Origin of the sequence: Trabulsiella odontotermitis (assembly GCF_001188485.1) — a bacterium.
Lineage (GTDB): Bacteria > Pseudomonadota > Gammaproteobacteria > Enterobacterales > Enterobacteriaceae > Trabulsiella > Trabulsiella odontotermitis_A.
This window is the reverse complement of sequence record NZ_JNGH01000119.1, coordinates 169,270-184,279: the sequence shown is the minus strand read 5'-3', so window position 1 is coordinate 184,279 and position 15,010 is coordinate 169,270. Positions and strand designations below refer to the sequence as shown.

At 55.1% G+C, this 15,010-nt stretch carries 14 protein-coding genes and 2 pseudogenes; 2 read left to right on the top strand and 14 right to left on the bottom strand.

Annotated features, from left to right (window positions below):
• Positions 1–36 precede the first annotated feature (36 nt).
• A complete protein-coding gene (bhsA, locus tag GM30_RS21685) occupies positions 37–294 on the bottom strand; it encodes a multiple stress resistance protein BhsA (RefSeq protein WP_049850277.1) in 258 nt (85 codons plus the stop codon).
• Between the two features lie 245 nt (positions 295–539).
• Between bhsA and GM30_RS21680 the strand changes: the two genes are divergently transcribed.
• Positions 540–1,175, top strand: a complete 636-nt coding sequence (locus tag GM30_RS21680; protein ID WP_049850276.1) for a TetR/AcrR family transcriptional regulator — start codon at positions 540–542, stop codon at positions 1,173–1,175.
• 60 nt (positions 1,176–1,235) lie between these two features.
• Here the strand turns inward: GM30_RS21680 and GM30_RS21675 are convergent, their stop codons facing one another.
• From GM30_RS21675 to hinT, 8 genes and pseudogenes are all read right to left on the bottom strand, one after another.
• Positions 1,236–1,715, bottom strand: coding sequence for a glycine zipper 2TM domain-containing protein (locus tag GM30_RS21675; protein ID WP_049850275.1), 480 nt, complete (start codon positions 1,713–1,715; stop codon positions 1,236–1,238).
• Between the two features lie 206 nt (positions 1,716–1,921).
• Positions 1,922–3,226 (bottom strand): NAD(P)/FAD-dependent oxidoreductase, encoded by a 1,305-nt coding sequence (locus GM30_RS21670; protein ID WP_049850274.1) that lies wholly within the window; start codon positions 3,224–3,226, stop codon positions 1,922–1,924.
• A gap of 238 nt (positions 3,227–3,464) precedes the next feature.
• Positions 3,465–4,007: an alpha/beta hydrolase YcfP gene (gene ycfP / locus GM30_RS21665; RefSeq protein WP_049850273.1), complete on the bottom strand. Its 543-nt coding sequence runs from the start codon at positions 4,005–4,007 to the stop codon at positions 3,465–3,467.
• Between the two features lie 38 nt (positions 4,008–4,045).
• A complete protein-coding gene (nagZ, locus tag GM30_RS21660; protein ID WP_049850272.1) occupies positions 4,046–5,071 on the bottom strand; it encodes a beta-N-acetylhexosaminidase in 1,026 nt (341 codons plus the stop codon).
• 11 nt (positions 5,072–5,082) lie between these two features.
• Positions 5,083–5,845, bottom strand: a pseudogene (gene thiK, locus GM30_RS21655) (thiamine kinase).
• A complete protein-coding gene (gene lpoB, locus GM30_RS21650; protein WP_049850271.1) occupies positions 5,826–6,467 on the bottom strand; it encodes a penicillin-binding protein activator LpoB in 642 nt (213 codons plus the stop codon). The pseudogene thiK and the gene lpoB overlap by 20 nt, the downstream one beginning before the upstream one ends.
• A 13-nt stretch (positions 6,468–6,480) precedes the next feature.
• A complete protein-coding gene (locus GM30_RS21645) occupies positions 6,481–6,855 on the bottom strand; it encodes a YcfL family putative periplasmic lipoprotein (protein WP_049850318.1) in 375 nt (124 codons plus the stop codon).
• An 8-nt stretch (positions 6,856–6,863) separates the two neighbouring features.
• Positions 6,864–7,217 (bottom strand): purine nucleoside phosphoramidase, encoded by a 354-nt coding sequence (gene hinT, locus GM30_RS21640; RefSeq protein WP_049850270.1) that lies wholly within the window; start codon positions 7,215–7,217, stop codon positions 6,864–6,866.
• Positions 7,218–7,562: 345 nt separating this feature from the next.
• Between hinT and fhuE the strand changes: the two genes are divergently transcribed.
• Positions 7,563–9,770, top strand: coding sequence for a ferric-rhodotorulic acid/ferric-coprogen receptor FhuE (fhuE, locus tag GM30_RS21635; RefSeq protein ID WP_049850269.1), 2,208 nt, complete (start codon positions 7,563–7,565; stop codon positions 9,768–9,770).
• 114 nt (positions 9,771–9,884) lie between these two features.
• On the opposite strand, the gene ptsG is transcribed toward fhuE, so the two are convergent.
• The 5 genes and pseudogenes from ptsG to yceG form a co-directional block, all read right to left on the bottom strand.
• Positions 9,885–11,318 (bottom strand): PTS glucose transporter subunit IIBC, encoded by a 1,434-nt coding sequence (ptsG, locus tag GM30_RS21630; protein WP_049850268.1) that lies wholly within the window; start codon positions 11,316–11,318, stop codon positions 9,885–9,887.
• A 295-nt stretch (positions 11,319–11,613) separates the two neighbouring features.
• A complete protein-coding gene (locus GM30_RS21625) occupies positions 11,614–12,408 on the bottom strand; it encodes a metal-dependent hydrolase (protein ID WP_049850267.1) in 795 nt (264 codons plus the stop codon).
• A gap of 10 nt (positions 12,409–12,418) precedes the next feature.
• On the bottom strand, positions 12,419–13,423 hold the full coding sequence (gene holB / locus GM30_RS21620; protein ID WP_049850266.1) for a DNA polymerase III subunit delta': 1,005 nt from the start codon (positions 13,421–13,423) through the stop codon (positions 12,419–12,421).
• Positions 13,420–14,040 carry a dTMP kinase gene (gene tmk / locus GM30_RS21615; protein WP_072094214.1) on the bottom strand — a complete coding sequence of 207 codons (621 nt, stop codon included), beginning with the start codon at positions 14,038–14,040 and terminating at the stop codon, positions 13,420–13,422. Before tmk ends, holB begins: the two co-directional genes overlap by 4 nt.
• A pseudogene (gene yceG, locus GM30_RS21610) lies at positions 14,034–15,008 on the bottom strand (cell division protein YceG); the annotation flags it as partial. The pseudogene yceG and the gene tmk, both read right to left, overlap by 7 nt.
• Between the last annotated feature and the right edge of the window lie 2 nt (positions 15,009–15,010).

Genomic DNA, 15,010 nt, shown 5'->3' with positions numbered 1-15,010 from the left:
CTTTTTCGTGGCAGTGGCATCAGAGGTTAATGATGCTTATTTGTAGATGACGGCAGTCCCGTGGAGGGTGTTAGGACCAGTCACAGAGGTAATACGGAAAGATTTAGCGCCCATGGCGTCAGCTTTCTGTGCCAGCTCATCTTCCAGCGAACCCAGGTTAGTGCCTGCGGTAGCGGAGATGGTGCCGACTTTGTGCTGATCGACCGGAGTGGATTGCACTTCAACAGCCGCGAAACTGGCAAATGACAGTGAGCTCAGAACAGCAGCAGCGATAAGGGTGTTAACGTTTTTCATGATTAATGACCTGTGCAGATGAATTAGGATGGTCGCAAGCATTAGCTTAACGATCGATACAAAAATCATAATGTGATCTGCATCACACGTCAACTTTATTTTATAACGATCATTAAAATAATTTAAAAATCCATATTTTTCATATCGATAGGATTTTTTTATTTTTGTGTCGTCGCTACTGTTCGTCCATAAGAAATAATTTATAATAGGCACGTAATTAATACTGACTAAGGTACACCGGCACCATGACAACTGACGTTCCGAGTTGCACAAAAAAAAGCCGTGGCCGACCGAAAGTGTTCGACAGGGATGTGGCGCTTGATAAGGCCATGACACTCTTCTGGCAGCACGGCTATGAAGCCACCTCGCTGGCAGATTTAGTAGAAGCAACGGGCGCGAAAGCCCCTACCCTCTACGCTGAATTCGTTAATAAAGAAGGGCTGTTTCGTGCTGTCCTCGACCGCTATGTGGCGCGTTTTGCCGCAAAGCATGAAGCGCAACTCTTTTGCGAAGAAAAGCCCGTAGAACAGGCCTTGCGTGACTATTTCACCGCCGTCGCTGCCTGCTTTACCAGCAACGAAACCCCGGCGGGCTGCTTCCTGATCAGCACCTCGGCGACGCTCGCGGCATCTTCTAAAGAGATTGCGAAAACCATTAAATCCCGCCATGCCATGCAGGAACAGACGCTGCGTCAGTTTCTTGCCCAGCGACAGCAGCGCGGCGAAATTCCACAGGGAAAAGATATCAACGCCCTGGCGCAGTTTCTGAGCTGCATTTTGCAGGGGATGTCGATCAGCGCCCGTGATGGCGCCAGCTTTGAATCGCTGATGCAGATCGCGAACACCACGCTGCGTCTGTGGCCGCAGATCCTCACCGCCTGACGCAAAAAAAGCCCCTCAGCCTGAGCGAATGAGGGGCCAATATACCGGGAACTGCTTTTTTTACGCTTTGTTATTCAGAATCAGCTGACCGTTATTATCCAGTGGGATCTGTGTGCCAGGATCTTTGTCCATACGGATTTTCCCCTGCTGGTCACCAATCTTGTAGGTCACGTCATAGCCGAGCATTTTTTCCGATTTGTCATACACCGTTTTACAGCGCTGTTGCGTGGTGGTGTAAGTGTCGTTGTCCTGCATCGCCCCCTGCACCTGGTTACCGGCGTAACCGCCGCCCAGCGCACCGACGACCGTAGCGACATCGCGCCCGCGACCGCCACCGAACTGGTGACCAATCACCCCACCTGCCACCGCGCCGAGTACTGAACCGGCAATACGGTTTTCATCCTGCACCGGACGTCGATGGGTGACGGCGACGTTGCGGCATTCCTGACGCGGTGTTTTGACCGTTTCTTTAATTACTGCCGCCACGCCCAGCGCGGCAGCCACGCCAATCCCTATACCCGCTAACATTGATTTATTCACGGGAGTTCCTCCTTTGTTGCTGTTAGTAACAATTTTGCAACTGTAAAGGGGGTTAAGCAAATCGGAAAGTGGATGAAAAGTGCGTGATCGTCGGGCAAATCGCAGTGATTCAGAGTACTCTTAAGCGATAACGGCGATATGCCGAAGGATATGCTGAAAAGCGCCGGCCCGGCAGCCAGTCCGGGGCGGCGATATACTACGCAGGATTAATGCAGTTTCAGGCGCGGACGAATGACGCGGTTAATGCTCCCCACCAGCATCATCAACCCGGTTTTGAAGTACCCGTGCAGCGCAATCTGGTGCATACGGTACAGCGAGATATAGACCATACGCGCAATACGCCCTTCCACCATCATCGAGCCGCGCATCAGGTTGCCCATCAGACTGCCGACTGTCGAGTAGTTCGACAGTGACACCAGCGAACCGTGATCTTTATAAACATACGGTTTAAGGGTTTTGCCTTTCATCTGCGCGAGAATATTGTTCAGGGCGCAGGAGGCCATCTGGTGTGCCGCCTGCGCGCGCGGCGGCACAAATCCGCCTTCCGGGCGGGCGCAGGAAGCGCAGTCACCAATCGCATAGATGTTCGCGTCGCGGGTGGTCTGCAGCGTCGGTTCCACCACCAGCTGATTGATACGATTGGTTTCCAGGCCGCCAATCTCTTTCATAAAGTCCGGCGCTTTGATACCGGCCGCCCAGACCATCAGATCGGCTTTAATATACTCGCCTTCTTTGGTATGCAGACCGCCTTCGTCGGCGCTGGTGACCATAGTTTGCGTCAGCACGCGCACACCCAGTTTGGTCAGTTCGCTATGTGCAGCGCCGGAAATACGCGGTGGTAATGCAGGCAGGATACGTTCGCCCGCTTCCACCAGCGTGACGTTCAGCGCTTCGTTGGTCAGCCCTTTATAACCGTAGCTGTGCAGTTGTTTCACCGCGTTATGCAGTTCTGCCGAGAGTTCAACACCGGTCGCCCCACCACCGACAATCGCGATATTAACCTTGCCGTTCGCGCCCAGATGGCTGGAATACTTGAGGAACAGATTGAGCATTTCCTGATGGAAACGGCGCGCCTGGTGCGGGTTGTCGAGGAAAATGCAGTGATCTTTCACGCCCGGCGTGTTGAAGTCATTGGAGGTACTGCCCAGCGCCATCACCAGCGTGTCATACGCCAGCTTGCGCTCCGGCACCAGCAGGTCGCCCTTGCTGTCGCGGATTTCGTCCAGCGTAATGGTTTTGTTCTCGCGATTGATATCGACCACTGAACCCAGCTGGAACTGGAAATGGTGGTTACGCGCGTGCGCCAGATAGCTCAGGGCATCAACGCCCTCATCCAGAGAACCGGTCGCCACTTCATGCAGCAGCGGTTTCCACAAATGGCTGTGATTGCGATCCACCAGCGTAATTTTCGCTTTTTTACCACGGCCCAGCTTTCTCCCTAACTGAGTAGCCAGCTCCAGACCGCCAGCACCGCCGCCCACAATCACTATTTTTTTCAATGGCGTAGTCAACGTGACCCCCTAAAATTATTAACCAATTGTTAATTAAAAGTTATTTAAATAGCCTTTAATTAACAACAGGTTACCTGCGCGAAACCATTCAGCAGCACTGAGAATACCATGAACGGTGCATTGGTCATACCAAAATTGATATGCATCAAGTTTTACTGCTGCAATGATCAGCAAGTTTAGCTGGTGAGGGAGCATTCTGAGGCCCGGCAGGCAGGACGCCCGCCGGGTTTGAAAGGGGTTAACCTAAGGTTTTAAAGGCTTTGATGCGCTGCAAATGCGGGGAGATATTTTTGAATTTATGCGTCTGCACGTCGTCCCAGATAATTTCATAGTAGTGATGCAGTACCTCCGCCGAACGCTGGCTGTTCAGCGCCTCATCCTGACGCGAGAGGATCACCAGGCAACGGTCGCGGTTCTTTTCACGGAAATTGCTCACGCATTTGGTGGCGATATCAACGTACTCTTCGGGACGGTCAATCTTCCCTTCCATGTTTTCATTCGGATAGAGATTCGGGTTGAATATCACCTGACGCACGTCGCACAGAAAACCGATGCGCTCCGCCCAGTAGCCGCCCAGCCCGACGCCACAAATAAGCGGGCGTTCGTCAACGTTAAGCTGGAGCATCTTGTCGACTTCCTTCAACAGATGCTGCATATCGTGTTTTGGATGGAGCGTGCTGTAGCTTATCAATCGCACATCCGGATCGATAAATTGCAGCTGCAACACCTTTTCGTGGTTACCCGGACTGTTCGAGTCAAAACCGTGTAAATAAATAATCATCACATCCTCACAACACTTCCGATCCCGATGCGGGAGAATTAACGATCCGCTTTATGCTCTTGCCAGCGTTCATGCAGCTGTTCCAGCTGTGCGCTGACCGTCTTCCAGCGAGAGGAATCCATCAACGTCTCACGTGTCAATGAACCCTGATGATACAATTTCGTAACACGCTCTGCTTTGATCGGCGACAGATTATCCAGCACACTGACGGCACCCTTACGATTATTGCAGACCAGGATCATATCGCAACCAGCGTCCAGCGATGCCTGCCCACGCTCCGCGTAACTGCCCATGATCGCGGCCCCTTCCATCGACAGATCGTCAGAGAAAATAACCCCCTCAAAGCCCAGTTCACCGCGAAGCACGGTTTTCAGCCAGTGTGCTGAGCCGCTGGCCGGGCGCGGATCAACGTCACTGTAGATGACATGCGCTGGCATGATGGCATCGAGACGTTGCTCGTCGATGAGTGTGCGGAATACCGACATGTCTTTGGCGATAATTTCGGCCTGTGGACGCGGATCTCTCGGCGTCTCTTTATGGGAGTCGGCGGTGACGGCACCGTGACCAGGGAAATGTTTGCCGGTGGTTTTCATGCCTGCGCTGTGCATGCCGTCGATGACGTGACGCGCCATGGCTAACGCTTTGGCTGGATCTTCATGATATGAACGCTCGCCAATCGCCGCGCTGATATGTCCGACGTCCAGCACCGGCGCGAAGCTGATGTCGATATCCATGGCGATCATTTCGCTGGCCATCAGCCACCCGGCATCCTGCGCCAGTTTGCCGCCCTCTTCCATCCCCAGCAGCGCCGCAAAAGACTGCGCCGCGGGCAGACGGGTGAATCCGTCGCGAAAACGCTGAACGCGCCCGCCTTCCTGATCCACGGCGACCACCAGATGATTGTGCGATGCGGCGCGGATCTGGCGTACCAGCTCGCGCAATTGCGCGGGATCGTGATAGTTGCGGGTAAAAATAATTAACCCGCCAACCAGCGGATGGGCCAGGATTTCGCGTTCTTCCGCATCCAGCTCAAACCCTTCGACATCCAACATTACTGGACCCACAAAGACCTCTCTTATCCATTCGTCTTAAGCTGGCGCCATGTGTCATCGGCCAGCGTGATAAATTGTTNTCTGCGCCCAGCGATGTTCAAACCAGCCGGCCTTGAGCATTAACAGCCACGGCAGCCAGCGCTGAACCTGTCGCCACAGGCGCTGTGGCTCTATTTTTGCCAGCGCGGCGTAATCCTCAACCAGCTGGCGATGTTCCGCTTCACTGCTGACCCAGACGGCCGCCAGTTCCAGCGCAACATCGCCATCTCCGGCATATTCCCAGTCGATCAGTCGCAGCCCCGCCGCCGTATGGACGATATTACCGGCATGGATATCCATGTGCAGCGGCGCCAGGCGCAGCGGAACGGGTTCACCAGCTTTACGTAAGCGGTGCAACTGACGCAGCCAGAACGGCGTACGGCGTGCGGGCGCACTGTGCTGCCAGTAATTTTGCAGCAACGGCAACAGCAGCACCCGCCAGCCAAACCGGGGCTGTTGATGCAAATAATACAGCATTGCCGCCAGTTGACGATGGTCGGGCAGCGCGCTTTTTATCTCACCTGCGACATAGTCCACCGCCATCCAGCCTCGTGTGTAAACACGCGGGCGCGGCGCGAGATCCCGTGGAAGCTGCGACAGCGCATGATACTGGCGAAGAAAATGGTATTCGGCGTCCTGGGGCGTGTGATGCTGGCGCAGCACCAACCGCTGNNGGAAAGGCTGATAGTCGGGGAAAAAGCGCGACAGCACCTCGTCACGCGTCAGTTTACTGTTGCTGCACTGCACCTTTACCTGACCAGATAATCTCGCCAGTCTGCACCAGCATCAGTTGCATTTGCAGCGTCGGTGCATTGACGTTGCCGGTGGCGTTGGAGTACAGCACATACTGTGCGCCAACAGTGCGGGCGATGCCCATCGCTTTACTGCGGGAGCCGAGGCTGTCCTGCGGCGACAGGCCGAGCTGCTGTTTGGCGACCGCCAGTTGCTGCACGGACACCAGGGTGAATTTACCGTTACCGCTCAGCGCATTATGCAGCGCGGTGGTGGCTTCGCTGGCGTTCAGCGAACCGTTGGTGCGGTTATTGACACTGTCGACCAGCAGAATGCTGCCCGCGTTTACACCTTCCGACTGCAGCATTTTGCCGACCATCGGTTGTACTGCGCCGTTCCAGTCGTAATGACGAACGCGTGGCGTCGGCTGTGCGGTCTGGTCCGGTTGTTCAATCGGGCCTGGCTGCTGCGGAATGGTCGGCACTGAAGGTACGGTTGGCACCGGCTGTTGCGGCTCAGGTTGCTGCGGCACCGGTTTGACCTGATCCACCGGCGCGGGCTCTTCGCGTTGCCCCACACACCCTGACAGGACGATCGCCAGCGCCGTCATTAATGCATAGCGACTCAATTTTGACATCACGATTTACCCCTTAAAGATAAAGATAAAGGCGGACTTTATGCGCCCCAAGATTTTTAGCGCTGCCATAGAGCGTAACGGAGGCATTACCCGGCACCGTCACGCTGCGCGGCGCTTCGAGGGGATGCATTTCCAGCCCTCTGGCGTCATACCAGTAAAAACGATAGTGGAGCGTCACCGGTTCGCGGCGCTCGTTGAAGAGAACGGAAGAGGCGGTCGCCTGAATTTCTGACGTCGTCAGCTCCGGCTTTTCCGCGCTGATCCCGGCGACCAGCACGTTCGACTCCATCACCAGCGTCTGCTGGTCGCCTACCGGGATCTCCGGGTGCGAACCACAACCCGCCAGCGTCAACAGCGCCAGGATCAGGGTGAAACGCCCTGTCTTCATGTTCACCTTCATTTTCTCGACAGCATCGGCCCCAGCGGACGGCCGCCGAGCAGGTGCATATGAATATGATAGACTTCCTGCCCGCCGTGACGGTTGCAGTTCACAATCAGTCGATAGCCGTCTTCCGCAATTCCTTCCTGTTCAGCGATTTTAGCCGCGACAGTCATCATGCGCCCCAGCGCCAGTTCGTGCTCGGTGGTGACGTGGTTGACGGTCGGGATCAGGATATTGGGAACAATCAGAACGTGGGTTGGCGCCTGCGGGGAGATATCACGAAATGCGGTGACAAGATCGTCCTGATAAACGATATCCGAGGGGATCTCGCGACGAATGATTTTGCTAAAAATCGTTTCTTCTGCCATGGCCTGTTCCTTTTTAATTATTCACCGTGCGGTAATCTGACAAACAGAATAGAACCTTGAGTATGAGCGACTTACTCCCTGTCTTTCAACCTGAAACCGTGATTTCTTCTCCCTTTAGCCTTTAGCTGCTGTTGGAATAACCACTCTCCTGCGCCTTTCCCCTGTCAGAACGTAAAACAAAGTTTCGTTGATATTGTTTACATCTGTTTACAGTGGTAATTCGAATGCGTATATTTCTCATTTGCATTTGTATGCAAAAAATGCACAACCGCGTCTCACTATAACGCTCATCTCGCCATGACGAGGTGAACAGCAAAAAACAACAATTATTTTAAAGGGTTTATCATGACTTCCATCCACCACACCAGGGATGAGCGGCGCTCCCCTGTCACCACGCCAGCGATGCTGGCGGTTTGTATTGCAGCAGCACTTTTTCCCAATACCCTGCGTGCCGCCAACGAGGCTCAGGAAGAGAACATCGTCGTTGAAGGCACCGCGGACAACATTACCGACAGCCAGGATCAGGATTACAGCGTTAAAACCACAACCACCGGCACCAAATTGTTGCTGGTTCCGCGTGATATTCCACAATCGGTCAGCGTGATCAGCCAGCAGCGTATGGCGGATCAGGAACTGAACACCATCGGTCAGGTGCTGGATAACACCACCGGGGTGAGCGCGTCCCGTATTGATACCAGCCGTACTAATTTCTATTCCCGTGGTTTCTTTATCAGCAACTTCGCTTACGAAGATATGCCGACATTCCTTGATAATCGCTGGAACTTTGGCGATACCGCGGGCGATACGGCGATTTACGATAAAATCGAAGTGGTGCGCGGCGCAGCGGGTCTGATGAGCGGCACAGGTAACCCGTCCGCCTATGTCAACATGGTGCGTAAACATGCCGACAGCAAAGCATTCAAAGGCTCAGCCTCGGCGACGTATGGCAGTTGGGATAAACAGCGTTACGTGCTGGATCTGCAGGCACCACTGACTGAATCCGGTGACGTTCGCGGACGCGTGATCACCGGCTATCAGGACAACGATTCCTGGGTCGAGCGCAACCACAACCGTAAAAAATTCATTTACGGCGTAGTGGATGCCGATGTCACCGACTCCACAACCCTTTCCGTCGGCTACGACTATCAGGAAAGTGAAGAAGACAGCCCGACCTGGGGCGGTTTTCCGTCGATGTTCAGTGACGGCAGCAAGACCCATTTCCGTCGTGGCTTTAATACCGCCGCCGACTGGACTTACTCGAACAAAGACTCCACGAAGATCTTTGCCAACCTGACCCAGCGTTTTGATAATGGTTGGGAGGCGAAGATCAACACTATGCATGCGGAAACCAACTTCGACAGCAAGCTGATGTACATCGATGGTTACCCGGATAAAGCCACCGGCCTGTACGATGCCTCGCTGTTCCAGGGTGCCTGGGGCGGCTGGAACCGTGGCGAACGTAAGCAGGACGCCGTGGATGCGTTCGTGCGCGGCGGTTACGATCTGCTGGGCCGTCAGCATGAGCTGATGCTGGGCGGCAGCTACAGCCGTCAACGCAACAACTATGACAACTCTTTTCCGGTTAACAGCAACTACGGCCTGATGGATGTGGGCAGCATTTACGATTACAACGGCAAGCTGGCGGATCCGACCTGGTCTGATTTTGCCCTTTACCAGCGTGACGTGATTCGCCAGAAATCCCTCTATGCCGCCACTCGCCTTTCGCTTGCCGATCCGCTGCATTTGATCCTCGGTGCTCGTTATACCGAGTGGAGCGCAAAATATAACCTCGAACGTAAACCTGACGAGATTCGTACGTCGAAGTTCGATGACGTCACCCCGTATGCCGGCCTGATTTACGACATCGACGATACCTGGTCCGTCTATACCAGCTACACCTCTATCTTCCAGCCATCTGGCCAGCGTGACGTGAACAGCAACTTTATCGATCCGACGACCGGTAAAAGCTATGAAGCGGGCGTGAAAGGCGACTGGTTTAATACCCGTCTGACTGCGTCGCTATCCGTGTTCCGCATCGAACAGGACAACGTCGCCGTTTCAACAGGAACGACGATTCCGGGTTCCGGCGGACAGACCGCCTATAAATCGGTTGATGGCACTGTGAGTAAAGGGATTGAGTTTGAACTGAACGGCGCGTTGACCGACAACTGGCAGCTAACCTTTGGCGGAAGCCGTTACATTGCGGAAGATGAAGACGGTAACGCCGTGAATCCAGGTCAGCCGCGCACCTCGCTGAAACTGTTCACCCGCTACCAGCTACCGATGCTGCCTGAGCTGACCGTCGGTGGCGGCGCGCGCTGGCAAAACAAAACCTGGCAGGATATCGATAACGGTCCGAACGGCGTTAAGCAGATTACCCAGGACGGCTACACTGTGGTCGATCTCTTTACCCGCTACCAGGTGACCAAAAACTTCGCTGTACAGGGCAACCTGAATAATGTGTTTGACGAAGAATATTACGATTATCTGGGCACCTATGGCGTCTATGGCGCGCCACGCAACTTCTCTGTCAGCGCCAGCTACAGTTTCTAAAAAAGAGTCGGGTGGCGCTGCGCTTACCCGACCTACTATCCAGANCCGCCCGCCACCGGGCAAAAAATAAAAAAGGCAGCCATTTGGCTGCCTTAGTTCTCCCCACTATCTTTTTTAGTTGTTGCGGATGTAATCATCCATCTCGGTTTTCAGGTTATCGGATTTTGTACCGAAAATCGCCTGAACGCCGGAACCTGCAACAACCACACCCGCGGCGCCCAGTTTCTTCAGGCCAGCCTGATCCACTTTCGCCACATCCGCTACGCTGACGCGCAGACGGGTGATACAGGCATCGAGGTTAGTGATGTTGGCTTTACCACCAAAGGCTTCGACCAGAGCCGGAGCCATTTCGCTGGAAACGCTGGCTTTCGCATCGTCAGTCGCCTCTTCACGGCCCGGGGTTTTCAGGTCCAGTGCTTTAATCAGCACGCGGAAGATGGTGTAGTAAATGATGGCATAGCAGATACCAACAATCGGGAACAGCCACAGCTTGCTGCTGTTACCAGACAGGACGATGAAGTCGATCAGACCGTGCGAGAACGAGGTACCGTCACGCATACCCAGCAGGATAGCAATCGGGAATGCCAGGCCAGCCAGAATCGCGTGGATCACGTACAGGATCGGCGCAACGAACATGAAGGAGAACTCGATCGGCTCGGTGATACCGGTCAGGAACGAGGTCAGCGCCGCGGAGATCATGATACCGCCCACTTTCGCGCGGTTTTCTGGTTTCGCAGAGTGCCAGATGGCGATTGCCGCTGCCGGCAGACCGTACATCTTGAACAGGAAGCCGCCAGACAGTTTGCCCGCCGTCGGGTCACCTGCCATGTAGCGAGGAATATCACCGTGGAACACCTGACCGGCAGCGTTGGTGTATTCACCGATTTGCATCTGGAAAGGAACGTTCCAGATGTGGTGCAGACCGAACGGTACCAGGCAACGCTCAACGAAACCGTAGATGCCGAAGGCCACAACCGGGTTCTGATAAGCCGCCCACTGGGAGAAAGTCTGGATAGCGGTACCAATCGGTGGCCAGATAAAGGACAGGATCACACCGGTGAAAATCGCCGCCAGGCCGGAAATAATCGGCACGAAACGCTTGCCCGCAAAGAAGCCCAGATATTCTGGCAGCTTGATGCGATAGAAGCGGTTAAACATATAAGCTGCGATGGCACCCGAAATGATACCACCGAGTACGCCGGTATCCGCGAGGTGTTTAGCAGCAATCTCTTCCGCAGGTAAATGCAGAACCAGCGGCGCGACAACCGCCATGGTTTTCACCATGATGCCGTAAGCCACGACGGCAGCCAGTGCGGACACGCCATCGTTATTGGTGAAACCTAGCGCAACACCGATAGCGAAGATCAGCGGCATGTTGGCAAAAACAGAACCGCCCGCTTCTGCCATCACGTGGGAAACGACGGCTGGCAGCCAGCTGAAGTTTGCAGAACCGACGCCCAGCAGGATACCTGCGATAGGCAGTACGGATACTGGCAGCATCAGCGATTTACCGACCTTCTGCAGGTTAGCAAATGCATTCTTAAACATAATTGAGAGTGCTCCTGAGTATTTGGCTTTTTTACGCTTTCACGCATTGGCACGGGGGGAGATCCGCGCCGTGGACAGGACATCTAAGCGCCCTTTATTTATTACACAGAGTAAAATAAATCAGTCCGATGTTGTTTGACGGCTATCACGTTTCGGTTAGCGCCAGCCAAAAAACTTGCGTTTCTTTACATAAACGATGTCAGGATGTTTCAAATAACCCGTTCACCGCCCATTTTATGGCGGTGAACTTTACTCGTTTTGCTTATTAATTACGAGCTTTAAAATAAGCAGGAAATCAGGCGTCCTGCAGGCGGGAGGGGTCGATATGGAACAAACGCGCGAAGTTTTCGGTGGTCTGTTGCGCCAGTTGTTCAACCGCCACCCCTTTCAACACCGCCATGTATTCCGCAACGTCACGCACCAGCGCTGGCTGGTTCTCTTTTCCGCGATGCGGGACCGGCGCCAGGTACGGGGAATCGGTCTCCACCAGCAGTCGGTCCAGCGGCACGTAGCGCGCGGCATCCCGCAGTTGTTCGGCATTACGGAAAGTCACGATGCCGGAAAAGGAGATGTAAAACCCAAGATCCAGCAACTTACCCGCGGTTTCTCTGTCTTCTGTGAAACAGTGTAGTACGCCGCCGCAATCCGTCACCTTTTCTTCGCGCAGGATCGCCAGTGTATCTTCACGCGCATCGCGGGTATGCACGATGACCGGCTTGTTCAGTTCACGCCCGATGCGGATATGATGGCGAAACGATTCCTGCTGACGGGCTTTCGTTTCAGGCGTGTAATAATAATCGAGCCCGGTTTCCCCCATCGCCACAACGCCCTCTTCCGCCGCCAGCTTACGCAGCTCGTCAACGTCATAGGTTTCGTCCTGATTGAGCGGATGCACGCCACAGGAAAAGGCCACATCGGCACGGTTGCCCACCCGTTCACGCATGTTGCGATATCCCGGCAGCGTGGTGGCGACCGCCAGGAAAAATTTCACGTCACGGGCGGCGGCTTTGGCCAGCGCGTCGTTAACGTCTTTATGCAGGGATTGATAATCCAGGCCATCGAGATGGCAGTGTGAGTCGACTAAAAACATAATGTCTCTCTCAGAATTGAGATACGGGAAGTACCGCTCCCGGTTGCAGGTAATGCTCCCAGCGCAGCAGGCGCTCGGTGAGGATCAGTTCGCGATTGAGGCCGACAACACTCAGCAGCTGTTCGCGGCATTCGCAGGCGTCCTGCACGATCGCCCGCAGCGTCACCGCAGGCCATGTACGGGCCAGTTTTTCGGTCAGCGCCAGCGCATCGGTGTTGGTCAACAGCGTAATACCCTGCTGAATTTTAAGCGCATCCAGCAGCAGCGAAGCAAACCAGTGCAGCCGCGTCGCGGCGTTGTCATGGTTTAAGGCCGGAAGCAGTGACAGCCAGTCCTGGCTGATGAGCGCGGCATCCAGCGCCTGACACAGTTGCTGGCGCGCACTCCAGTTGTTTTCCTGTAGCAGCTCGAGCGCCGCCGCAGGGGCGCTGGCGCTGAGGCGCAACGCCGTTAAACGCGCTTCTTGTGACGTTGTCACTTCTCGCTCAAGCCACGCCATCGCCCAGCTTTCCGCAGGCGGTGACAGATGATGTAACCGGCACCGGCTACGCAGCGTCGCCAGTAACCGCGCGGGCTCTTCGCAGGCGAGGAAGAACCATGTTTTTTCCGGCGGCTCTTCGAGCGTTTTTAACAGCGCGTTGGCAGCGGCATCGGTCAGTTGCGTCGCGTCGCTAATCCACACCACTTTCGCGCCGCCGAGTCGCGCGTGTTCGTACAGCTTTTCACTCACTTCACGCACGGCGTCAATGCCAAGGGCATTTTTGCCTTTTTCCGGCAGCAGATGGTAGTAGTCGGGATGGGTGCCCGCCTGCATCAACTGGCAACTATGACACTGCCCACAGCTTTTGTGGCCGTCCGGCTGATGACACATCAACCAGCGACTCAGCGCATAGATCAGCGCATCGTCACCCATGCCGGGTAACGAATGTATCAGTAACGCATGGTGCCCACGCCCGGCCTGATAGCTGGCAATCAGCTGCTCAAAATGGGGGCGCAACCACGGATACCATTTCATGCATTTTGCTCCTTCACCCACGCCGTCACAGTGTCACGGATGTCCTGCATCACGTTTTCCAGCGGCTGGGTGGCGTCAATAGTACGAATGCTGCTGTCCTGAGCAGCCAGTTCGAGGTAGCGCGCGCGGGTGCGGTTGAAGAAATCCAGCGACTCCTGCTCGATGCGATCGAGATCGCCACGCGCGCGGGCACGTTTGAGGCCCACTTCCGGCGTCACGTCGAGGTAAAGGGTCAGGTTCGGGCGGAAATCGCCAAGCACGGCGTCGCGCAGCGTCGCCAGCATGGTCTGATCGATCCCTCGTCCGCCGCCCTGATAGGCCTGCGTGGAGAGGTCATGGCGATCGCCAATCACCCATTGCCCTTTCGCCAGCGCCGGTTTAATGACCGTCTCAACAAGCTGTACGCGGGCAGCATAGAACATCAGCACTTCCGCTTTGTCCGTAATAACTTCGTCACCGACGGATTTGATATCGAGCACCAGACTGCGCAGTTTTTCGGCCAGAATCGTTCCACCCGGCTCGCGGGTGAACACCAGATCGTGAATGCCCAGCTTTTCCAGCGTTTCCACCACCATGTTGCGTGCGGTGGTTTTACCCGCACCTTCCAGACCTTCGATGACGNNGCGAGATTGGTCGTAAACTGGTGGCCGCCTTTACCGTCAGCCACAAAATAGAGATACGGTGTCTTTGCCGGATGCGCGGCGGCGTTCAGGGATGCTTCGCCCGGCGTCGCAATCGGCCCTGGCGGCATCCCGGCGATGACGTAGGTGTTATACGCCGTCGGCGTTTCCAGATCTTTGCGCGACAGATTGCCATTATAACTCGCCCCCATGCCGTAAATCACGGTGGGATCGGTCTGCAAACGCATGCCAACGCGCAGACGGTTGATAAAAACCGACGCCACGCGGTCACGTTCGCTGGCCACCGCCGTCTCTTTTTCGATGATCGAGGCCATCGTCACCAGTTGGTTTTGATCCTGATACGGCAGATTGTCCATCCGCCCTTTCCAGACCTGCTCAACGGCGTTGACCATTTTCAGGTGCGCACGCTTGAGGATAGCGACGTCGGTAGTGTTCGCGGTGTACATCCAGGTATCCGGCCAGAACCAGCCTTCCACCCACTCAGGGTGCTTCAGTTCCAGCGCTTGCGCGACGGTCGCGTATTCATCGTCTTTCAGCGTGTGCCTGATATACGGCGCGTCACGCAGCTGTTTCAGATAATCGCTCAGCCGCATGCCTTCGACAAAACGCAGCGGGAACTGCGCTTCTTTGCCGCTTTCCAGTAGCAGAAGCATGTCACGCACGGTCATCTCCGGGGTCAACCGGTAGGTGCCCGCTTTAAAATGCGAAAGGTCGGGTTCAACGCGCAGCAGCCACTGGAAAACTCGCGGGCGATTAATGATCTTGTCAGCGTACAGCTCGTCGCCCAGCACTTTGCGCCCGGTTCCCGCTTTCAGCGTGAAAATCGTCTCTTCTTTGATAAGCAGTTTGCTGTCCGCCAGCTGACGAACTTTCCACATCCCAACGCCCGCGGCGATACCCAACACCACCAGCAACAACAGGACAAAACGTAACATTTTCTTCATGG

Excerpts from the sequence above, each read along its gene's own strand:
- bhsA (WP_049850277.1), bottom strand. The coding sequence starts at position 294 with ATGAAAAACGTTAACACCCTTATCGCTGCTGCTGTTCTGAGCTCACTG.
- GM30_RS21680 (WP_049850276.1), top strand. The coding sequence starts at position 540 with ATGACAACTGACGTTCCGAGTTGCACAAAAAAAAGCCGTGGCCGACCG.
- ycfP (WP_049850273.1), bottom strand. The coding sequence starts at position 4,007 with ATGATTATTTATTTACACGGTTTTGACTCGAACAGTCCGGGTAACCAC.
- lpoB (WP_049850271.1), bottom strand. The coding sequence starts at position 6,467 with ATGTCAAAATTGAGTCGCTATGCATTAATGACGGCGCTGGCGATCGTC.
- GM30_RS21645 (WP_049850318.1), bottom strand. The coding sequence starts at position 6,855 with ATGAAGACAGGGCGTTTCACCCTGATCCTGGCGCTGTTGACGCTGGCG.
- hinT (WP_049850270.1), bottom strand. The coding sequence starts at position 7,217 with ATGGCAGAAGAAACGATTTTTAGCAAAATCATTCGTCGCGAGATCCCC.
- fhuE (WP_049850269.1), top strand. The coding sequence starts at position 7,563 with ATGACTTCCATCCACCACACCAGGGATGAGCGGCGCTCCCCTGTCACC.
- ptsG (WP_049850268.1), bottom strand. The coding sequence starts at position 11,318 with ATGTTTAAGAATGCATTTGCTAACCTGCAGAAGGTCGGTAAATCGCTG.
- GM30_RS21625 (WP_049850267.1), bottom strand. The coding sequence starts at position 12,408 with ATGTTTTTAGTCGACTCACACTGCCATCTCGATGGCCTGGATTATCAA.
- holB (WP_049850266.1), bottom strand. The coding sequence starts at position 13,423 with ATGAAATGGTATCCGTGGTTGCGCCCCCATTTTGAGCAGCTGATTGCC.